Source organism: Phaeobacter sp. HS011, from assembly GCF_018101215.1.
In the GTDB taxonomy this organism is placed as follows: domain Bacteria; phylum Pseudomonadota; class Alphaproteobacteria; order Rhodobacterales; family Rhodobacteraceae; genus Phaeobacter; species Phaeobacter inhibens.
In genome coordinates, this window is the sequence record NZ_JAGEUF010000002.1 from 253134 (window position 1) to 273924 (window position 20791).

Annotated in this window: 20 protein-coding genes; 13 read left to right on the top strand and 7 right to left on the bottom strand. The window is 60.7% G+C overall.

The genetic code is table 11. From position 1 onward, the window contains the following. Window positions 1–19 precede the first annotated feature (19 nt). The 6 genes from bamA to lpxB all read left to right on the top strand — a co-directional run bounded on the left by bamA (window position 20) and on the right by lpxB (window position 6423). Window positions 20–2416 carry an outer membrane protein assembly factor BamA gene (gene bamA / locus J4721_RS04720; protein ID WP_014874542.1) on the top strand — a complete coding sequence of 799 codons (2397 nt, stop codon included), beginning with the start codon at window positions 20–22 and terminating at the stop codon, window positions 2414–2416. A gap of 5 nt (window positions 2417–2421) precedes the next feature. Continuing rightward, window positions 2422–3072 carry an OmpH family outer membrane protein gene (locus J4721_RS04725; RefSeq protein ID WP_076615038.1) on the top strand — a complete coding sequence of 217 codons (651 nt, stop codon included), beginning with the start codon at window positions 2422–2424 and terminating at the stop codon, window positions 3070–3072. Window positions 3073–3196: 124 nt separating this feature from the next. Beyond that, window positions 3197–3661 (top strand): 3-hydroxyacyl-ACP dehydratase FabZ, encoded by a 465-nt coding sequence (gene fabZ / locus J4721_RS04730; RefSeq protein ID WP_014874544.1) that lies wholly within the window; start codon window positions 3197–3199, stop codon window positions 3659–3661. Between the two features lie 5 nt (window positions 3662–3666). Continuing rightward, a complete protein-coding gene (gene lpxA / locus J4721_RS04735) occupies window positions 3667–4452 on the top strand; it encodes an acyl-ACP--UDP-N-acetylglucosamine O-acyltransferase (protein ID WP_211002192.1) in 786 nt (261 codons plus the stop codon). 4 nt (window positions 4453–4456) lie between these two features. Beyond that, window positions 4457–5245 carry an LpxI family protein gene (locus J4721_RS04740; protein ID WP_014874546.1) on the top strand — a complete coding sequence of 263 codons (789 nt, stop codon included), beginning with the start codon at window positions 4457–4459 and terminating at the stop codon, window positions 5243–5245. Continuing rightward, on the top strand, window positions 5242–6423 hold the full coding sequence (lpxB, locus tag J4721_RS04745) for a lipid-A-disaccharide synthase (RefSeq protein WP_211002193.1): 1182 nt from the start codon (window positions 5242–5244) through the stop codon (window positions 6421–6423). The genes J4721_RS04740 and lpxB overlap by 4 nt, the downstream gene beginning before the upstream one ends. 271 nt (window positions 6424–6694) lie before the next feature. Here the strand turns inward: lpxB and mnmA are convergent, their stop codons facing one another. Next, window positions 6695–7840: a tRNA 2-thiouridine(34) synthase MnmA gene (gene mnmA / locus J4721_RS04750; protein WP_014874548.1), complete on the bottom strand. Its 1146-nt coding sequence runs from the start codon at window positions 7838–7840 to the stop codon at window positions 6695–6697. Between the two features lie 148 nt (window positions 7841–7988). Here mnmA and J4721_RS04755 point away from each other — a divergent pair, with 148 nt between their 5' ends. From J4721_RS04755 to J4721_RS19835, 5 genes are all read left to right on the top strand, one after another. Further along, a complete protein-coding gene (locus J4721_RS04755; RefSeq protein WP_014879908.1) occupies window positions 7989–8267 on the top strand; it encodes a DUF1153 domain-containing protein in 279 nt (92 codons plus the stop codon). Between the two features lie 125 nt (window positions 8268–8392). After that, a complete protein-coding gene (gene ctrA / locus J4721_RS04760) occupies window positions 8393–9112 on the top strand; it encodes a response regulator transcription factor CtrA (protein WP_102854551.1) in 720 nt (239 codons plus the stop codon). 139 nt (window positions 9113–9251) lie between these two features. Continuing rightward, window positions 9252–11510 (top strand): NAD-dependent DNA ligase LigA, encoded by a 2259-nt coding sequence (gene ligA, locus J4721_RS04765; RefSeq protein WP_371816057.1) that lies wholly within the window; start codon window positions 9252–9254, stop codon window positions 11508–11510. After that, window positions 11507–13597, top strand: coding sequence for an ATP-dependent DNA helicase RecG (gene recG, locus J4721_RS04770; RefSeq protein WP_211002194.1), 2091 nt, complete (start codon window positions 11507–11509; stop codon window positions 13595–13597). The genes ligA and recG overlap by 4 nt, the downstream gene beginning before the upstream one ends. A gap of 190 nt (window positions 13598–13787) precedes the next feature. Next, window positions 13788–13910 (top strand): hypothetical protein, encoded by a 123-nt coding sequence (locus J4721_RS19835; protein ID WP_024097384.1) that lies wholly within the window; start codon window positions 13788–13790, stop codon window positions 13908–13910. 290 nt (window positions 13911–14200) lie between these two features. Here J4721_RS19835 and J4721_RS04775 read toward each other — a convergent pair whose 3' ends face one another. Then, window positions 14201–14653, bottom strand: a complete 453-nt coding sequence (locus J4721_RS04775) for an iron-sulfur cluster assembly scaffold protein (protein WP_027247390.1) — start codon at window positions 14651–14653, stop codon at window positions 14201–14203. 59 nt (window positions 14654–14712) lie between these two features. On the opposite strand from J4721_RS04775, the gene hisI reads away from it, so the two are divergent. Then, window positions 14713–15090 (top strand): phosphoribosyl-AMP cyclohydrolase, encoded by a 378-nt coding sequence (hisI, locus tag J4721_RS04780; protein ID WP_102854554.1) that lies wholly within the window; start codon window positions 14713–14715, stop codon window positions 15088–15090. 56 nt (window positions 15091–15146) lie between these two features. Here the strand turns inward: hisI and gluQRS are convergent, their stop codons facing one another. From gluQRS to J4721_RS04800, 4 genes are all read right to left on the bottom strand, one after another. Further along, on the bottom strand, window positions 15147–16022 hold the full coding sequence (gluQRS, locus tag J4721_RS04785; protein ID WP_211002195.1) for a tRNA glutamyl-Q(34) synthetase GluQRS: 876 nt from the start codon (window positions 16020–16022) through the stop codon (window positions 15147–15149). Beyond that, window positions 16019–16633 (bottom strand): class I SAM-dependent methyltransferase, encoded by a 615-nt coding sequence (locus J4721_RS04790; RefSeq protein WP_102874362.1) that lies wholly within the window; start codon window positions 16631–16633, stop codon window positions 16019–16021. Before J4721_RS04790 ends, gluQRS begins: the two co-directional genes overlap by 4 nt. 33 nt (window positions 16634–16666) lie before the next feature. Continuing rightward, window positions 16667–18010 (bottom strand): methylenetetrahydrofolate--tRNA-(uracil(54)-C(5))-methyltransferase (FADH(2)-oxidizing) TrmFO, encoded by a 1344-nt coding sequence (gene trmFO, locus J4721_RS04795; RefSeq protein WP_211002196.1) that lies wholly within the window; start codon window positions 18008–18010, stop codon window positions 16667–16669. A 366-nt stretch (window positions 18011–18376) separates the two neighbouring features. Next, window positions 18377–19165 (bottom strand): enoyl-CoA hydratase, encoded by a 789-nt coding sequence (locus J4721_RS04800; RefSeq protein WP_211002197.1) that lies wholly within the window; start codon window positions 19163–19165, stop codon window positions 18377–18379. Window positions 19166–19294: 129 nt separating this feature from the next. On the opposite strand from J4721_RS04800, the gene J4721_RS04805 reads away from it, so the two are divergent. Then, window positions 19295–19717, top strand: coding sequence for a PaaI family thioesterase (locus J4721_RS04805; RefSeq protein WP_014874559.1), 423 nt, complete (start codon window positions 19295–19297; stop codon window positions 19715–19717). 3 nt (window positions 19718–19720) lie between these two features. Here J4721_RS04805 and asd read toward each other — a convergent pair whose 3' ends face one another. After that, the gene (gene asd, locus J4721_RS04810; RefSeq protein WP_211002198.1) at window positions 19721–20611 is read right to left on the bottom strand and encodes an archaetidylserine decarboxylase; all 891 of its coding nucleotides are present in this window, start codon (window positions 20609–20611) and stop codon (window positions 19721–19723) included. Between the last annotated feature and the right edge of the window lie 180 nt (window positions 20612–20791).

Consider the following 20791-nt stretch of genomic DNA (forward strand, 5'->3'; position numbering starts at 1 on the left):
AAAAATCGGGTTTTGACTGATGGTTCGGGGGAAGCACACGGGTACATCCTGTGGGGGGCGCAAATTGGGTGCCCATATTTTGTATAGAAACGTATCTGCCGCGGCGCTGGCAATTGCTTTGGGATTTGTCCTGACGCCAGAGATCGCAGTGGCGCAGAGCTACAGTTTCACAAACGTTCAGGTCGAGGGCAATCAACGCATCCAGACCTCAACAATTGTGGCCTATACGGGCATTGAACGGGGGAAATCCGTCAGTGCTGGTCAGCTCAACGATGCCTACCAGCGTATTCTGGACAGCGGCGTCTTTGAGAGTGTTGAGATCGTGCCGCAGGGCAATACGCTGGTGATCAAGGTCACCGAGTTCCCGACCATCAACAAAATCAGCTTTGAAGGCAACCGCCGCATCAAGGATGACGCGATGCTGGCGCTGATCGAATCGGCGCCGCGCCGGGTGTTCAATCCAACCGTTGCCGAACGGGATGCGTCCAATCTCGCCGAAGCTTACGGCGCGCAGGGGCGACTGGCCTCGACCGTGACACCGCGCATTATTCGCCGCAGCGACAATCGCGTCGATCTGGTGTTCGAAATTTCTGAAGGCGACACCATCGAGGTTGAACGCGTGTCTTTCGTGGGCAACCGGGTCTATTCCGACCGTCGCCTGCGCCGGGTTCTGGAAACCAAACAGGCAGGTCTGCTGCGGACCTTCATCCGGGCCGATACGCTGATCGAGGACCGTCTGGAGTTCGACAAGCAGGTATTGCGCGATTTCTACCTGTCGCGCGGTTATGTGGATGTGCGCATCAACAGCACCAATGCCGAGGTGACCGAAGAACGCGATGCAGCCTTCCTGGTGGTGGATATCACCGAAGGTCAGCAATTTGAGTTCGGCGAGATTTCTGTCACCAGCGAGATGTCGGAAGCCGACGCCGATGAGTTCCGCAAGGTGCTGAAGGTCCGCCCCGGCGTGACTTATTCGCCAAGCGTGATCGAGAACGCGATCCGGCGTCTGGAAACATTTGCGATCCGCAAGGGCATCGATTTCCTTCGGGTGGAGCCACGCATCAGCCGCAACGATCGGGATCTGACCCTGGATGTCGATTTCGTTCTGACGCGCGGACCGCGCGTGTTTGTTGAGCGGATCGATATCGAAGGCAACACAACCACGCTGGACCGGGTGATCCGCCAGCAGTTCCGCACTGTGGAAGGTGACCCGTTCAACCCGCGCGAAATCCGTGAAAGTGCAGAACGTATCCGAGCGCTTGGGTTCTTTGAAACCGCAGAAGTGGACGTCCGTGAGGGTGGCAGCGCCGGTGAGGTGGTTGTCGATGTGGACGTCGAAGAGAAACCAACAGGCGCGCTGAGCCTTGGCGGGGCTTACTCGGTCAACGATGGTTTCGGCATCAGCCTGGGCCTGTCGGAGAACAATTTCCTGGGCCGTGGCCAGCGTCTGTCGTTCAACATCTCGACAGCACAGGATGCCGAAGAATACACCCTCGGCTTCACCGAGCCCTATCTGCTGGGCCGCGATCTGCGGTTTGATCTGGATCTGGGCTATGCGGAGACCGATTCCAGCTTTGCGCTGTATGATACCAAGCGGGCATTCTTCTCACCTGCACTGACCTTCCAGACCTCTGAGAACAGCAATCTTCAGGTGCGCTATACTTGGGATGAGGATGAGATGATCAGCCGGGGCGACGATTCTTCTGGCTTCCCGCTGGCCGGCCCTCTTGTCCGAAGCGAGATCAATCAGGGCGCCATCAACGCCAGTACCATCGGCTTTACCTACACGGTGGACAGTCGCCTGAACGGTCTGGATCCGAATTCGGGCTACCTGATCCAGGTCGGCGCTGACTATGCAGGGCTAGGGGGGGACTCCGAATATCTGCGCAGCACCGCGAAGTTTATCGCCCAGCGGCGCGTCTTCAACGAAGAGGTGACGCTCAGAGCGACAATCGAGGCTGGTGCATTCAGCTGGCAGGGGGACGGGTTCAGCCGCTCCATCGACCGGTTTGTTCTGTCTCCCAGCATTCTGCGTGGCTTTGAACCTGGCGGGATTGGCCCGCGGGATCAGTCGCCGAACGGAAGCGGCGGGAATTACAATGATTTCCTCGGCGGGAACTACTATGCGGCCGCGCGCTTTGATGCGGAATTCCCGCTGGGTCTGCCTGAAGAAATCGGTCTGCGCGGTGGTTTGTTCTACGATGTCGGCAACCTTTGGGGGCTGAACAACGCTGATACTGGCGCGGCTGGTGGCAATATCGTCGGGCGCGGTGGCTCCTATCGTCATGTTGTTGGCTTCTCACTGCTGTGGACGACCGGTTTTGGCCCCCTGCGGTTCAACTTCTCCAAGGCGCTGAAGAAAGAAGACTTCGACCAGGAGCAGAGCTTCGACTTGACGTTGCAGGCGCGGTTCTGATCGCAATGACACAAGCTGTGGATACACGGCACAGGGGGGCGCTGGCTGGTTGGCTGGCGCCTTTTCTGTGCGCTCTTGCGGTATTGCCGCTGATGATCCAGCCCGGTGCTGCGCAGGAGGCGACGGTGCCTGCAGCGGGATTTCCCATTGGGGAAACACTACAGCTGGGGGCGCCACAAACGGGGCTGTTGACCATCCATTCCGAGCGGCTCTATGCCGAGAGTGCGTTTGGCCAGCGGGTCACGCAGGAGTTGGACGCCGAGGGGGCGGTGCTGACGGCGGAGAACCGCAGGATCGAGGCGGAACTGCGCGCGGAGGAGCTGGATCTGACGGAGCGGCGCAGCAGCATGGATCCCGAGGCCTTTCGCGCGTTGGCAGACGCCTTTGACAAGAAGGTGCAGGAAACCCGCCGCAATCAGGACCAGAAACTGCGCGGAATCAACCAGATGGGCGAAGACGCACGGCGCGATTTCTTCACCGCGTCATTGCCGGTGCTACAGCAAATCATGTTGGAAGCGGGCGCCGGTGCCATTCTGGAGCACGCCAGCGTGTTCCTGAGTGCAGATGCTGCAGACGTGACGGACCTCGCGATTGCGCGGGTTAATGAAGTTCTGGGCGATGGCCGCGACAGTCAGGCTGAGGCCGACAGCGAGTGATCTGAAGACGTGAGTCTGACATAGTCCGCATCGGACCAGATCAGTCCGGATCAGCCCACCGGCTTGCCGAAGCTGTGGGCAGTTGCTAGGACATACCTAACATTCAGAAAACGGGAAAACCGCAATGACAACCGAGCTGAAAAGCGCCGACATTCACCTGATCCAGCGGATTCTGCCGCATCGTTACCCGTTTCTGCTGGTCGACAAAGTTGTCGAGATTGATGGCTATTCCTCGGCCTGTGGTATCAAGAACGTCACGATGAACGAACCGCATTTCCAGGGGCATTTTCCCGGCACACCGATCATGCCGGGCGTCACCATCGTTGAGGCGATGGCGCAGACCGCCGGGGTGATGCTGGGCGTTGGCATGGATATGATCGACACCGAGCTGCTGATCTATTTCATGAACATCGACAAATGCAAATTCCGCCGCAAGGTGATCCCCGGTGATGTGCTGAAAATGCGTGTCGAAACCACCCGTGGCAAGCCCGGTGGCAAGATCTTCAAGTTCAAGGGCGTGGCGACTGTTGATGGTGAAACGGCGGCAGAGGCTGAATTCTCCGCCATGGTCGACGTGCAAAAGGATTGACCCAGATGACCCGGATCCATCCCAGCGCGGTGATTGAAGAAGGGGCCAAGATTGGCGCGGATTGCGTCATCGGCCCGTTCTGCCTGATTGGCTCTGACGTCGTGCTTGGCGATCGGGTGGAGCTGAAATCCCACGTTGTGGTGACCGGTGATACCGAGATCGGCGAGGAGACGGTGGTGTTTTCCTTCGCTGTTCTGGGGGAGATCCCGCAGGATCTGAAGTTCAAGGGCGAGCACTGCAAGACCGTGATCGGCAAGCGCAACCGCATCCGCGAACATGTGACGGTGAACGCCGGGACCGAAGGCGGCGGCGGCGTGACCCGGATCGGTGATGATGGTTTGTTTATGGCTGGTTGTCACATTGCCCATGACGCGCAGGTCGGCGATCGGGTGATTGTTGTGAACTCTGCTGCGGTCGCGGGCCATTGCGTGCTGGAAGATGACGTGATTATCGGCGGGCTTTCGGGGATCCACCAATGGGTGCGGATCGGTCATGGTGCCATCGTTGGCGCGGTCACAATGGTCACCAATGATGTGATTCCTTATGGGTTGGTGCAGGCCCCGCGCGGGGAGCTGGACGGGCTGAACCTTGTCGGGTTGAAACGCCGGGGCGTGCAACGCTCTGATATCACCGCGCTGCGGGCCGCGTTTCAGATGCTGGCGCAGGGCGAAGGCACCTTTCAGGAGCGCGCGCGCCGTTTGGGTGCCGAAAGCGACAGCGAATACGTGCAGGAAATTGTCGAATTCATCACCGGCGAGAGCGACCGCTCTTTCCTGACGCCGGGAGGCTGATCACATGCTGGCATTGATTGCAGGGCAGGGCGCATTGCCCGCCGAACTGGCCGCGCGCCTGTCTGATCGGCCGCTGATCTGCGCCATGCGTGGTTCGGAGCCGGATCACATTGAGGCGGAACTGACCTTCCGCCTGGAACAACTCGGCAGCTTTATCGCACGGTTGGCAGCCTCAGGTGTGACTGAAATTTGCCTTGCAGGGGCTGTGCGTCGTCCGGCAATTGAGCCGGCAGAAATCGACGCCGAGACCCTGCCGTTGGTGCCGGTTTTGCAGGGAGCCTTGGCCGCTGGTGATGATGGTGCACTGCGCGCAATCATCGGCATTTTTGAACAGGCAGGTATGAACGTACGTGCCGCCCATGAGGTGGCACCGGATCTGTTGATGGCCGAGGGCATTCCGACCGAGGTCAAACCGGGCGAGCTGGACAAGCCGGATGCAGAGCGCGGCGCTGAGGTTGTTGAGGCCATGAGCCGCGCCGATGTGGGGCAGTCCTGTGCCGTGCGTCGGGGGCAGGCGATTGCGGTGGAAAACCTCTTTGGCACAGACTGGATGTTGAACGCGCTGCAAAGCCGCCCCGATGGCACCGGGGGGCTGCTATTCAAAGCGCCCAAACCGGGGCAGGACCGCCGCGCGGATCTGCCCACCATTGGTGTACAGACGGTTGAGCTGGCTGCCAAGGCAGGCCTTGCCGGAATTGTGTTGGAAGCCGGCGGCGTTATCGTCCTGAACCAGGAGGACGTGGTCGCCACTTGCAACCGGTTGGGCCTGTTTCTCTGGCTGCGCAGCGCATGAGCCTACGGGTGTTCATCCTCGCAGGCGAGCCGTCTGGGGATCGCCTTGGCGGCGCGTTGATGGCAGGTCTGCGGCAGCTGCGCCCGGATGTTAGCTTTGAGGGGGTCGGCGGCGCGCTGATGGCTGAACAGGGGCTGGTCTCGCGCTTCGATATGTCGGAACTGTCGGTCATGGGGCTGGCAGAGGTGCTGCCGAAATACCGCCAGCTGAAGCGCCGCATTCGCGAAACCGCAGAGGCGGTTCTGGACATGAAGCCGGATGTGATGATCACCATCGACAGCCCGGATTTCTCCCTACGGGTCGCCGCATTGGTGAAAGAAGCCAGAAGTATTCGCACGGTACATTATGTGGCGCCCTCGGTCTGGGCCTGGCGCCCCAAGCGGGCGGAGAAGATGGCCAAGGTCATCGATCATGTGCTGGCACTGCTGCCGTTTGAGCCGCCCTATATGCAGGCGGCTGGCATGGAGTGTGATTTCGTTGGCCACCCCGTTGTGGGGGAGCCACAGGCCACGGCGGAGGAGATCGCCGCGTTTCGCCAGGCCTATCAGCTTGACGATACGCCAACTGTTCTGGCGCTGCCGGGATCGCGTCGCTCTGAGGTGACACGTCTGGCGCCGGTATTCGGCGCGGCGCTGAAACAGTTTCAGGACAGCCATCCCGAATACCGAATCGTGGTGCCTGCTGCGGGTCCGGTTGCCGATCTGGTGCGCAGCCATCTTGCGGAATGGTCGGATACCGCGGTGGTGATCGACCCCAATACGTTGGACGGTGAGGTGGCCAAGGCGCATAAACGCGCGGCTTTTGCGGCGGCGGATCTGGCGCTTGCGGCTTCTGGTACGGTCTCGCTGGAGCTGGCGGCGGCGCGCACCCCAATGGTGATCGCCTATAAGTTTCAGTGGCTCACCTGGCATATTATGCGGCGCATGGCGTTGATTGACACCGTCACGCTGGTCAATCTGGTCAGCGATACCCGTGTGGTGCCGGAATGCCTTGGTCCTGAGTGTACGCCGGAGGCTATCGCCAAGGCGCTGATCAAGGTCAAGGCGGCGCCTACCGCGCAATCCTCTGCCATGGCCACCACGATGGAGCGTCTGGGTGAGGGGGGCGAAGACCCCGGTCTGCGCGCGGCCCGCGCCGTGTTGGATCGTCTGTCTGCGCAGACCTCCGCCGCCTCCTGAAGCCTGCCGGATGCAGAGCCTCCGGCAGGTGGCCTCTCGTAGCGCGGGTGCTATGCACCCGCGCGGTGCGCGCCGCAATGCGGGTGGTAGAGCATTTTCCGTTGGGCGTGGTGTTGTGATGGATTTTGTTATGCTGAGATGCGCCTAAGGGCAGGTCTGCCCTCAGGCGCAATTTCGATTTTGGTTTTATGGAGGGTCTGTCAAGGACAAGCCGCGCGTTCCGCGCGGAGGCTGCGCCTTCCCTGACAGACGCACCGTGTTAGTGGCCGGGTCAGTAACCGCGCCAGATCCAGCCGCCGCCGAAGATACGACTGCCCTCTCCGGCGTAGAACACACAGGCCTGACCGGGGGAGATACCTTCCTCCGGGGTCAGCAGTTCGACCTCGGCTTCGGTCTCCGAAATCGGGCGGATGATGGCGTCACGTGGGGGCCGGGTGGAGCGGACCTTGACCTTCAGATGCCATTCGTCGCGGCTGGTGAAAGGCTCATCGCCGAGCCAGTTGATTTCCCGCACTGGGATGGTGCGGGTGGCCAGCAGCTCCTTGGGGCCGACCACCACCTGTTTGGTGTCCACATCCAGCTTCACCACGTAAAGCGGCTCGCTCAGCCCGCCGATGCCAAGGCCACGGCGCTGTCCGATGGTATAGTGGATGACGCCATCATGGGTGCCCAGCACCCGGCCATCGGAATGCACAATCTCGCCCGGCTCTGCCGCACCGGGGCGCAGTTTTTCGATCACGCTGGCGTAATCGCCATTCGGCACGAAGCAGATATCCTGGCTGTCGGGCTTATCCGCGACGGCCAGACCGTACTGAGACGCCATCTCGCGGGTGGCATCCTTGGACGGCAAATGACCAAGCGGAAAGCGCAGGTAATCCAGCTGCTCCGGCGTTGTGGAGAACAGAAAGTAGCTCTGGTCGCGATTGGCGTCCTCGGCGGAATGCAGCTCTGGCCCGTTTGGCCCATCCTTGCGCTGGATATAGTGGCCGGTGGCCATGCAATCGGCCTCCAGATCGCGGGCCGTTTCCAGCAGATCCTTGAACTTCACCCGTTCATTACAGCGGATACAGGGCACCGGGGTTGCGCCAGCCAGATAGCTGTCGGCGAACTCATCAATGACCGCATCCTTAAAAATGTTCTCATAATCCAGCACGTAATGCGGGAAGCCGCGCTCCTCGGCGACTCGGCGCGCATCGTGGATATCGATGCCGGCACAGCAGGCACCTTTCTTCGCAAGTGCCGCACCGTGATCGTAGAGCTGCAGGGTCACACCCACCACATCATAGCCCTCATCGGCTAAATGTGCAGCAACAACAGAGCTGTCGACGCCGCCGGACATGGCCACGACCACCCGAGTTTCGGCAGGTGGTTTGGCAAAGCCAAGCGAATTCAGTTGGGGATGTGCATCCTGCGCCATCAGGCGACTCCTCGGATATGTAGGAAAGACACCGCAGAATATAGGAAAATCCTAATGATCCTCAAGGGGCAGGTTCATCCCTCCTTAAGGCGTTTGCGCGAAATGTGGGGACGGACCAATTTCGATGATCCACACGAAGGAAGAGAAGATGTTCTTGAAGAAAGTCGATGGCCCCCGCGCTGTGACCCTGCCGGATGGCACGGTGATGACACGCGCGGACCTGCCGCCAAAGACCACACGGCGTTGGGTGGCATCGCGCAAGGCGGCTGTTGTGCGCGGTGTACTCTACGGCTTGATCCCGCAGAGCGAGGCATTGCGCCGCTACGGCCTGAGCGAGGAGGAGTTTCGCAGCTGGGTTTCTGCTGTTGCCGACTTTGGTGAGGACGCCCTGAAAGCCACCCGTCTTAAAGACTATCGTAAATCCTGACGCAAAAAAATCATTCACACTTGAGGTGATCGCGCAAATTAACCATCATGGTAACGGGCCATTAACTTTTTTCCAGCAAGGTTAATTCGACCTGAGGGAAACAGTGTACAGGCGGAGAAAATAATATGCGCATTCTTCTTGTTGAGGATGATCCAACAACGGCGAAGAGCATTGAGTTGATGCTGACTCATGCGAACCTCAACGTTTATTCGACCGATCTCGGCGAAGAGGGGATCGATCTTGCCAAACTATATGATTACGATCTGATCCTGCTGGATCTTAACCTGCCCGATATGAACGGCCACGAGGTGCTGCGGCAGCTGCGGATGGCTCGTATCGAGACGCCGATCCTGATCCTGTCCGGTGCCGATGACACCGAGAACAAGATCAAGGGCTTTGGCTTCGGGGCCGATGACTATCTGACGAAACCCTTCCATCGCGAGGAACTGGTGGCCCGTATTCACGCCATCATCCGCCGCTCCAAGGGGCATTCGCAATCAATCATCAACACCGGCAAGATTTCCGTTAATCTGGACGCCAAGACGGTTGAGGTGGGCGGCAAAGCCGTACATCTGACCGGCAAGGAATATCAGATGCTGGAGCTGCTGAGCCTGCGGAAGGGAACTACCCTGACAAAGGAAATGTTCCTCAACCATCTCTATGGCGGTATGGATGAACCTGAGCTGAAGATCATCGACGTCTTCATCTGCAAGCTGCGCAAGAAGCTGAGCACGGCGACAGGTGGTGACAACTACATCGAAACGGTCTGGGGGCGGGGCTATGTGCTGCGCGATCCGCAGGACGATCAGTTGTCCGGTGGCCATCGGATGGCTGTAGGGGCCTGAGACGGCACTCTACCACCCTAAATTGACACCCGAACGATCCCGCCCCGGCGGGATTTTTCACATCTGCAAGCCGTGCTGCGGCTGGACGCGATGGCGTCACCGTCCTATCACCTAGCTAAGACAAAGCGAGGCGAGAACCGTGACACAGTCAGGCAATAACGATCTTAAGAGTTTGACCAGCGACGAAGCCCGCGCCCGTTTCCTGTTACTGCAGGACGAGCTGCGCGCCGCCGATCTTGCCTATCATCAGGCGGATGATCCGGAGATCAGCGACGCCGACTATGATGCCAAAAAACGTGAATATCGCGCGCTTGCCGAGCATTTTCCGGAACTGGCCGATGGGGCAACCGCACTTGAGACGGTCGGTGCGCCGGTGGCCTCCGGCTTTGGCAAGATCACCCATGCGCAGCGGATGATGTCACTGGGCAACGCGTTTGACGATGAGGATGTGCGCGACTTTGACAAGGGGCTACGCAAATACCTGGGCCTCGGCGCATCAGATCCGCTCGCCTATACGGCAGAGCCGAAAATCGACGGGTTGTCGCTGTCGCTGCGCTATGAGAATGGCAAGCTGATCCATGCCGCCACCCGCGGGGATGGCGCGGTGGGGGAGAATGTCACTGAAAATGCCCGCACAATTGCTGATATCCCGCAAGAGATCGCTGCTGCACCGGCGGTGCTGGAGGTGCGGGGCGAAGTCTATATGAGCCATGAGGATTTCGCGGCGCTGAACGATCGTCACGCTGCGCAGGGGGGCAAGACATTTGCCAATCCGCGCAATGCGGCGGCGGGATCGTTGCGCCAGCTGAATGCGGAGATCACCCGGTCGCGGCCGCTGCGCTTTTTTGCCTATAGCTGGGGCGAGCTGTCGGAACCTTTGGCAGAGACACAGTTTGAGGCGCTCACGCGGCTACGGGAGATGGGATTTCAGACCAACCCGCTGACCAAATATTGCAGCACGACAGACGCGCTGATCGCGCAGTACCGCCTGATCGAGGCGCAGCGCGCGACGCTGGGCTATGATATTGACGGCGTGGTCTACAAGGTCGATGCGCTGGCGTTGCAGGCGCGTCTCGGCTTCCGCTCAACCACGCCGCGATGGGCGATCGCGCATAAATTCCCTGCGGAACTGGCCTGGACGCGGCTGGAGGGCATCGACATTCAGGTGGGACGTACCGGCGCACTCAGCCCGGTGGCCCGGTTGCAGCCGGTCACCGTGGGCGGCGTCGTTGTCTCCAACGCGACATTGCACAATGAGGACTATATTGCCGGGCTGGATTCCAAGGGTGAAGAGATCCGCGACGGCAAGGATATCCGGATCGGCGACTGGGTGCAGGTCTATCGTGCGGGGGATGTGATCCCCAAGATTGCCGATGTGGATCTGTCCAAACGCCCCGAGGACGCGGTGCCTTTTGCCTTCCCAGCGGCGTGTCCTGAGTGCGGAAGTGATGCGGTCCGCGAGGAGGGGGATGCGGTGCGTCGATGTACGGGTGGTCTGATCTGCCCTGCACAAGCGGTTGAAAAACTGAAGCATTTCGTCTCGCGCAAAGCCTTTGATATTGACGGTCTGGGTGCGAAGCAGATCGAAGCCTTCTATGGTGACGCGGTGCTGGCGATCAAAACGCCTGCTGATATCTTCACCCTTCAGGCGCGTGATGCAAAGACCCTCGCCAAGTTGAAAAACCGCGACGGCTGGGGCGAGACCTCGGCTGCGAATCTGTTTGCCGCGATTGAGGAAAAGCGCCGGATTGAGCTGGCTCGGCTGATCTTCGGCCTAGGGATTCGTCATGTGGGCGAGGTCGGCGCGCGCGATCTGGCGCTGCATTATGCTGATTGGGACGCGATGGCTGCGGCGGTGGATACGGCCCGTCCGGCGGCGCTTGCGCAACGGGCCGCGGATGAGGCGGAGGACCGCGAACGGGTCGCGGCCGCGCAGGAGAACCGCCGCGCCCGGATCAAGGAGGCGCGCGACCGTGCCGTTGCGACGCTGAATGTGCCGTCAGAGGCCCGCGCGGCGTGGGACGACCTGACGGGGATTGACGGAATTGGCGCCACGCTTGGGGTGTCGCTGTCCGATGCCTTTGCCAATACCGAAGAACGGGCCGCCTTTGATGCCTTGCGCGGCCATCTGGACATTATCCCACCGGAGGCGCCCCAGAATGACAGTCCGGTGACCGGGCTGACGGTGGTGTTTACCGGCACATTGGAGAAGATGACCCGAGCAGAGGCCAAGGCCCGCGCCGAAGGTCTGGGTGCCAAAGTGGCCGGCTCGGTATCGAAGAAAACCGATATTCTGGTCGCAGGCCCCGGTGCCGGTTCAAAGGAGCAGAAAGCCCGTGATCTAGGGGTGCGGATTCTGGATGAGGACGGCTGGCTGGAGCTGATTGCAGGCGCATGAGCGGCAGACCAGAGATCCTGTTTCCGCTGTTCGCCGGGTTGGAAACACTTCAGGGGATCGGCCCGAAGACGGCGCAACATTTCGCGCAGATTGATATAGAGACGCCGCGTGACCTGTTGTATTCGCTGCCTTATTCGATTGTGGATCGCCGTCGTCGCGACAGTATTCGCGGGCTTGATTACCCCACGGTTGCCACGGTGGAGGTCACCATCGGTGCCCATCGACCTGCCCGCAACAAGGGCGGTGCCTACCGCATTCATGTGAGCGATGCTGAGGAAGAGTTCCAGCTGGTGTTCTTCCACGGGCGCAGCCGCTATCTGGAGGCACAACTGCCGGAGGGCGCGCGCCGGGTGGTGTCGGGCAAGCTGGAGCTGTTTGATGGCATGGCGCAGATGGTGCATCCCGACCATATGGTGCCGGTGGCGGAGGCCGGTGATATTCCGGAGTTTGAGCCGATCTATCATCTGACTCATGGGGTCTCGCAAAAGACGATGTTCAAAGCAGCGCAAAGCGCGCTGTCCCGGCTGCCGGAGCTTCAGGAATGGGCCGATCCCTCGCAGATTCGCAAGGAGGACTGGCCGACCTGGCAAGAGGCCCTGGTTGCCGCCCATACCCCGGATGGGATGGATGCGCTGGCGGCAGAGGCGCCGGGGCGGACGCGACTGGCCTATGATGAGCTGTTTGCCCATCAGTTGACGTTGGCGTTGGCGCGGCTAAGGGATCGCGCACTGCCTGGGCGCAGCAGCCTCGCCAATGGGACCTTGCAATCGCGGGTGCTGGGGGCCTTACCGTATCGTCCGACTGGCGCGCAGGCCCGCGCCATTGATGAGATCACCGCTGATATGGCGCGGGACGCGCGTATGAACCGCTTGCTGCAAGGTGATGTTGGTGCCGGGAAAACTCTGGTTGCTTTCATGGCTTTGCTGGTCGCAGTTGAAGCGGGTGGGCAGGGCGTGATGATGGCTCCGACTGAAATTCTGGCGCGTCAGCATCTGGAGGCGCTGCGCCCGCTTGCGGAAACTGCTGGCGTGGTGTTGGAGATTTTGACCGGCCGCGACAAAGGCCGCGAACGGGCTGCGAAATGCGCGGCGCTGGCGCGGGGGGATATCCAGATTCTGGTGGGCACCCATGCGGTGTTTCAGGCGGATGTGGCGTTTCAGGATCTGCGTCTGGCGATTGTCGATGAGCAGCACAGGTTTGGTGTGCGCCAGCGGATGGAGCTGGCTGAAAAGGGCAAGGGCGCGGATGTTCTGGTGATGACCGCAACGCCGATCCCACGGTCTCTCGCGTTGACGCAATATGGCGATATGGATGTCTCGGTGCTGGATGAAAAGCCACCGGGGCGCAAACCGGTGAAAACCGCCGTCATCAGTACAGATCGGATGCAGGAGGTTGTCAGCCACCTGCGGGGGGCCATCGACGAAGGGCGGCAATGCTATTGGGTTTGCCCTCTTGTCGAAGAATCCGAGGTGATGGACCTCACCGCCGCCGAGGAGCGATTCAAGCAGCTGCGCGCGGTGCTGGGAGAGGGGGTGGTCGGACTGGTTCACGGGCAGATGCCAGCGGTAGAGAAAGACGCCGCCATGGCGGCGTTTCAGGCCGGTGAGACCAAGGTTCTGGTCGCCACCACAGTGATTGAGGTGGGGGTCAACGTGCCCAATGCGTCGATCATGGTGATTGAACGGGCAGAGATCTTTGGCCTAGCGCAGCTGCACCAGCTGCGGGGGCGTGTCGGACGGGGAGAGGCGGCCTCAACCTGTCTGCTGCTCTATCAGGCGCCGCTTAGCAAGGGTGGGCAGAAACGTCTGGAGATCCTGCGCGAAACCGAGGACGGTTTTCGCATTGCCGAGACCGATCTGGAGATGCGTGGTGCGGGTGATGTTATCGGCACCGCGCAATCGGGCCTGCCGCGATTCCGTATCGCCGATCTGGACCGTCAGGCAGGTCTGATGGCAGTGGCGCAAAGTGATGCGCGGGCGTTGCTGGCCTCTGATCCCGATCTGTCCAGCCCTCGGGGGCAGGCGGCGCGGGTTCTTCTGTGGCTGATGAAGCAGGACCAGGCAATTCGTTTGATTTCCGTGGGTTAATCTCAACTCAGCTTAGAGGCGGCACAGAAAACGCGGCATCCGTTGTCGGCGTTTCTATTGCTGTTCCGTTCCATGCTCCCCGGTGTTCGCAAATGTTCTCATAAAGTTCTTTACAGGTTCCGCTGAATATGAGAACAAATAGGCAACAAGACGCCAGAGAGCGATAGCAAGACAGACAGGAGGACGTACCATGATGACCCAAATCAAGACGACTGTTCAGAATGCCCAATCGACACTGCTGCAAGACGCCATCGGCGCGGCGGCTCTGGTTGTGATGCTGGTGGCGGGATTGCACCTGCCCGGGCTGCTGTAGGGCCGCGACGCTGCCAGCCGTAAGATTTCAGATTTCCTGATCGCACTCTTTATGCCGGACGGGGCCGCCTGTCCCAAGCCTGCCCGGTTTGCCTGCCGGTCTGGCCGACCTGCCTCAGGTCAACAGGTCCCGTTCGGGTCCCGCATAAGAGAGCATACTGCCGCCGCCACCCCTTGGGTGTGCGGCGGTTTTTTCGGTGAGTGTACAGAAACCGGGGTGAGATACCGGCGAGCAGATCGCAGTGCAGGCGCGCGCCCTGCGGATCGGCGGCGGGTGCAGGTGCTGCCTTGTCAGGCGCAGGTCTGTTCCTGATGGGTCTGCATCGCCTCGTAGGTGGCATCCAATGCCAACAGGATCGAGGCGTGGCGGTTCTTGAATTCCCGCGCCGGGATCAGCACTTCGAACCCGTCAAAGGGGGCATCGGGAACTGGCCCGTCCTCGGTCAGCATTGCCTTCAGCTGCTGGCGGGCCTGCGCGATCTCAGGCAGGGTGCGGCCAAGGATGACCTCACCGACAACAGCGGCGGAGGCCTGACCCAGCGCGCAGGCTTTCACGTCCTGACCAAAGGCGGCGATTGCGCCCTCCTTGATCTGCAGATCCACCGTCACCGTCGAGCCACAGAGGGGAGAGCGTTTTTTCACCGTCACATCCGGGGTGTCGAGCCGGTCCAGATGGGGAATATCGGCGGCCAGCGCCAGGATCCGTGAGGAGTAGAGTTTTATCAGATCGGTCTCGCCGGACATGGGGTACCTCGGGCTTTCCCTTATGCGCTGTTCCCAATACATAGGGGGCCAGTTCCCAGATGCAAAAGGTTTTTGCCATGTCCTTTGATCCTCTTAGCCTAAAGTATAATGAGGCCGGTCTGATCCCCTGCATTGCGCAGGAGGAAGACAGCGGTGAGGTCCTGATGATGGCCTGGATGAATGCTGATGCGGTGATGAAAACACTGGAGAGCGGCAGAGTCACCTATTGGTCACGGTCCCGTCAGGCATTCTGGGTCAAGGGGGAAAGCTCCGGCCATGTGCAGGCGCTGGTGGATCTGCGGGTGGATTGCGACCGCGATTGCCTTCTGGCGGTGGTGCGTCAGAGCGGTCCTGCCTGTCACACCAACCGCCGCAGCTGTTTCTACACCGCCATTCGCGATGGCGAAGAGGTGGAGTTGATGCAGCCGATGGCCTAAGGCGTGCTGCCAGCTGGAGACGGCCCGGAGGGGCCGTGCCTCCGGCGGGGATATTTTTAGCCAGAAGATGGGGCGGGGCGGGCCTCAATGAGGCCAACCAGGGCGCGGATATCCTGCGGGGTAGCGCCTTCGGCGCGGTATTTGGCGATAGCGCGGGCATCGTCGCGTTTGGCGAGGCGCTTGCCCTGCTCGTCGCGGATCAGATTGTGATGGTGGTAGGTCAGTGTTGGCAGGCCAAGCAGCGCTTGCAGCAGCACGTGGATCTGCGTGGCCTCAAACAGATCTGCGCCCCGCACCACATGGGTGATATGCTGGTCGGCGTCATCCACCACCACCGAGAGATGATAGGCGCTGCCCATGCCGCGCCGCACGAGGATGATATCGCCGACCGTTGTTATCAGTCGCTCAGGATCAAGCGGGTATTGGCCGTTATATGTCTCTCCGGTCTCGGTGAAGGGCCGCAGCCGAGCAGCGTTTACAGCGCTCTCCATGTTGAGGCGGATCACATCCTCGGCGCCAGCCTCCGCCATCGGGCGGTTCCGGCAGGTGCCGGGGTAAATGCGCCCATCGGGGCCGAATTGTGGGACACCTTCTTGCGGCGCACCTGCGGCGGCCTCGATATCACGGCGATTGCAGCGGCAGGGATAGGTGAGTCCCATAGCGCTCAGCTGATCAAGCGCGGCCCGGTAGCGGGGCAGCCGCTGTGATTGCCGCATCACCGGCTGCGGCCAGTTAAGGCCCAGCCAGGTGAGATCCTCATAGATCTGCTGTTCCCAGTGTGGGCGGGACCGGGCCGTGTCGATGTCCTCAATCCGCAGTAGAAAACGGCCACCGTTGGCCTGTGCCATATCATGCGCCAGAAGTGCGGAATAGGCGTGGCCCAGATGCAGTGGTCCAGTTGGCGACGGGGCAAAGCGGGTGGTGAATATCAAGACTTCTCAATTACGTAGACTGTGGACTTAAGGTCAATACCGGGGAGGTGATCGCCGTGCTCCCGAGATAGCAGTCGCGCGGCGGAACAGTCCAGCCATTCATTGAGTTTCCCGGTGTAGGCCGGGTCTTCCAACGCGTGTTCATTGTAGGAAAACACAAATAACCCACCTCGTGGCAGGGCGTGCATAATCATATCAAATACTTCTGGAGGGGCGGCACCGGTGCCCAATACGCCGCAGCCGGTGATCAGACGATAGGCACCTTTGGCGATTGGTTGGGGGTCCGTGACCTCGATCTGCGTCAGTCGCCGATAGGCGCCTTTGCCACGTGCCTGTTCCAGCATTTCCCCGGAAGGTTCCATCCCGTCGATGGTCTGAAATCCCTGGCGTCGCAGGGCGAGGCCCGACAGGCCGGTGCCGCAGCCAAAATCCAGAACCGGTTCGGTCACATCAGCATGGGCGCGTGCCAAAGCCTCGGCAATGCGTCCCGGTGTGGCATATCCATTCTCGGCGATCTCGGCGTCATAGGAGGCGGCCCAGTCATCGTAATGTTTCTGGGTCGCTTCCGGTGTGTCAAGGTCATAGGCCTTGTCCAGAAACTTTTCGCTCATAGGGACAGCTTAGGCGCTGCCCGCATGAGGCGTCTAGGAAAAGTTTGCCAGCCACTCCTGCCAGGCGGCCTTTGCCCGGTCGGTATAGGCTTTGTAGCGGTCCTTGCGGCCACGGCGGCCGCCCTTGAGGCCATCGACCGGGCGGAACAGGCCGAAGTTTACATTCATCGGCTGGAAGGTCTTGGCCTCGGCGCCACCGGTGATGTGGTGGATCAGGGCGCCCATGGCGCTGTCCTGTGGCACCTCGGGCAGCTCCAGACCGAGGATTTCGGCAGCGGCCATCCGGCCGGCCAGCAGACCCATCGCAGCACTTTCGACATAGCCCTCAACCCCGGTGATCTGACCAGCAAAGCGGATGTTGGACCTGGACTTCAGGCGCATCTGATTGTCCAGCAGCGTCGGCGAGTTCAGGAAAGTGTTGCGATGAATGCCGCCAAGACGGGCGAAGCTGGCGTTTTCCAGCCCCGGGATCATCCGCAGCACTTCTGTCTGGGCGCCGTATTTCATCTTGGTCTGGAAGCCGACGATGTTGAACAGCGTCCCCAGCGCATTATCACGGCGCAACTGCACCACGGCGTGCGCCTTAATGTCGGGCTGGTGCGGATTGGTGAGGCCTACGGGTTTCATAGGACCATGGCGCAGGGTTTCGCGGCCGCGTTCGGCCATCACTTCGATCGGCAGGCAGCCGTCGAAATAGCCAGCGGTTTCGCCCTCGTGGAATTCGGTCTTGTCGGCGGCGAGCAGCGCGTCGATGAAGGCCTCGTACTGGTCCTTGTCCATCGGACAGTTGAGGTAGGCGGTGCGCTCTTCCTCGGTCTCGCCCTTGTCATACCGGGACTGCATCCAGGCCTTCGACATGTCGATGCTGTCGGCGTAGATGATCGGGGCGATGGCGTCGAAGAAGGCCAGCGCCTCGGCTCCGGTCTCCTGTTGAATGGCCTGACCCAGGCTGGCAGAGGTCAGCGGGCCGGTGGCAAAGATCCAGTGGCCATCGGTTGGCAGGTCGGTGATCTCTTCATAGGAGACAGTGACATTTGGCAGCGCTTTCAGCCGCGCGGTGACGGTTTCGGCAAAGGGCTCGCGGTCCACGGCCAATGCGCCACCGGCGGGCAGGCGATGCTGTTCAGCAGTGGACATGATCAGGCCATTGGCAGCGCGCATTTCCCAATGCAGCAGGCCGACAGCGTTCTGTTCATCATCGTCCGAGCGGAAGGAGTTGGAGCAGACCATCTCACCCAGATTGCCGGTTTGATGGGCAAAGGTTTCCACCTTGGGGCGCATTTCATGCAGCACCACGTCTACGCCCATATGTGCGGCCTGCCATGCGGCCTCTGAGCCGGCCATGCCGCCGCCCACGATATGCAATGTTTTTGTCATGCCCGCCACATAGGGCAGCTGGGGCCGTCACGCAATATTGCGCGGTGCTGCTTGTGCTGATCGGTGCGAAAAACTGGGGTTTTGGGGGCTGTGCAATCCCATCGCCATCAGTGGCAGTCTCGATTGGTCTGACCGGGAGGGGTATTGGGGTCGCTGGGGAACTGTCTGGCCGGGGGAGAGACCCGGTGGAGGGACGGTCCGCATCAGCGACCCTAATTGTGCCGGGGTTTGTGACCGTGTCTCACAAGCCCTGCCCAATCTTTGCCATGATCTTGCCTTGTTTGAAAGACCCGACATGGAAACAATAAATCGCCAATCGTAAACAAAGACTAAAATTTTCGACGTCTTTTAGATTTTTTGAGCGGATCAGCGATTTTTCCAGTCCGGATCGCGTTTTTCCAGAAAGGCATCAATGCCTTCGACCGTGTCGCGCAACATCAGGTTTTCGACCATCACGGCGCCGGTATGGGCATAGGCATCGGCTGTGGGCAGCTGAAGCTGGTCATAAAACGCGCGTTTGCCGATCTTGACGGCGGCGCCGAGTTTGCTTGCCACGGTTTGGGCGAGGGCATTTGTGGTCTCGGCCAGATCCTCAGCTGCGGCGATGCGGTTGATCAGGCCCAGTTCTTCGGCCCGGGCGGCGTTGATGAATTCACCGGTGGTTAGCATCTCAAACGCATGTTTGCGCGAGATATTACGGGTGAGCGCCACCATGGGGGTGGAGCAGAACAGGCCGATATTGACGCCGTTGACACCGAACCGCGTGCCCTCGGCAGCGACAGCCATGTCGCAGGAGGCGACCAACTGGCAGCCGGCTGCGGTGGCAATGCCGTGGACCTGCGCGATTACCGGCTGAGGGATCTGTTGCAGGCCCAACATTACCTCGGTGCAGCGGGCAAAGAGATCGGCGAAATAGGTCTGTCCGCCATCCTCGGCCTTACGCTCTGCCGTCATTTCACGCAGATCATGGCCGGCGCAGAAGGCTTTGCCCCGTCCGGCAAGGATCACCACGCGGGTTTCGCGGTCGTCGCGCAGACTGTCGATTTCTGCCTGCAAGGCCGCCAGCATGGCGTCAGAGAGCGCATTCAGCCGGTCTGGCGCGTTCAGATGAAGTGTGGCGATGCCGTTGCTGTCGTGACGTTCCAAAATTGTCATCTTGTGTCCCTCCCCGGATTGAGGCCAACGTTAGACCATGTGGCGCCGAGGGGGGAACCGGTATTGCGCCGCCGCCCCATGCGACATCCGCTCGCAGGGAACCGCTAAATTTGAGGGAGAGAGAACAGCATGGGCTTGGCTTTTGATGCCGAAGGATTGGGCGCCTATTTGCATGAGGTATTTGCAGAGGTGGCCAATGATTTTGTAATCGACAGATTGGACGAGGACGGCATCACGATGCGGCTGCTGGTGGATGAGCGCCACTTGCGCCCGGGCGGGACGATCTCTGGACCGTCAATGTTCGGGCTGGCGGATGTTACGGTCTACGCGCTGGTTCTGTCGCGACTGGGCCGCAAGGCGCTGGCGGTGACGACCAATGCCTCCTTCGATTTCATGCGCAAGCCGGTCGGCGGCACGCCTCTGGTGGCAGAGGGCAAGCTGCTGAAACTGGGACGCCAGCTGGCGGTGGGCGATGTGCTCTTGTTCTCGGAAGGGGATCCGCGACCGGTGGCGCGCTCCACCATGACCTATGCAATCCCGCCAGAGCGCTAGGCGTCAGAGCGCGGTGGCCAGCGGTTGGCCGACTTTCACAAGGGTTTCGCGGCCCTTGGCGCTGTTGGCGACCAGATCGTCACTGAACTGCACGCGGCCCGGTTCAAACACCACCACAACGGTGGAGCCGCCGAATTTGAAATAGCCCTTTTCATCCATCTTCTGCACGGCGCCTGAGGTGCGGGTGTTGATGATGGAGCCAACGCCGAAGGCCCCCACCTCGACAAAGGCGTAGCTGCCAATGGTGTCTGTGTCGATCAGGGTCCAGCTGCGCTTGTTCTCGCCAAAGACATCCGGCCCGGCGCCAAGCGCGATGGGGTTCACCGAATGCAGCGCGCCTGCTAGGTCCTGCGCGCCCGCAATGCGACCGGCGGCGGGGAAGTGGTAGCGGTGGTAATCCGCAGGACAGAGCCGGACGATGGCCAGCGCGCCACCGACGAAGCGGTCCGCGATCCCGGGCAGCATGGTGCGAACGGACATCGGATGGCCCTTTACGGGGACAAACACATCCTCGGCCAGTTCAGGAAACACCAGCACCCGGCCATCTGCGGGACTAACGATTTCGCGGGGGTCGTCGCGAAAGGGGCGCGCCTCAGGCTTTAGATCGCGGGCGAAGAAGCTGTTGAAAGTTGCATAGCTTTCCGTTGGTTCCGTCGCCTCGCTCATGTCGATGGCAAGGTCCTCGACCACGGCTTTGATCTTCCCCTTGGAAAACCGCGAGTCGAACCAAGCGCCCATCAGTCGGCTGATCAGGGCGGAGCGGAACAGCAGCTTTTCCACGGGCTTGGCACTGGCGCTCTGATAGGCCCAGCGGATCCATTTTTCACCCAGCACCACCTCCTCAAAGGTTTCTCCGGTGTCGCGGTCAACAACGAGGATCGGGTCGCGCTGCATGGGGGCCTGCCAGATTTTGTTTCGCTCCCATCGCGCCTAGCAAGAAGCGAGGCTCGGGCCAAGGGGGATTTGGAGTGCAAGGCGAGGGGTGGGCCGCCACGGCCCGAACGCCTGATGTCCGTGCGATGTGATCATTTGTCAGCAGAGCAAAGAAAAAGGGGGCCGAAGCCCCCTGATGCC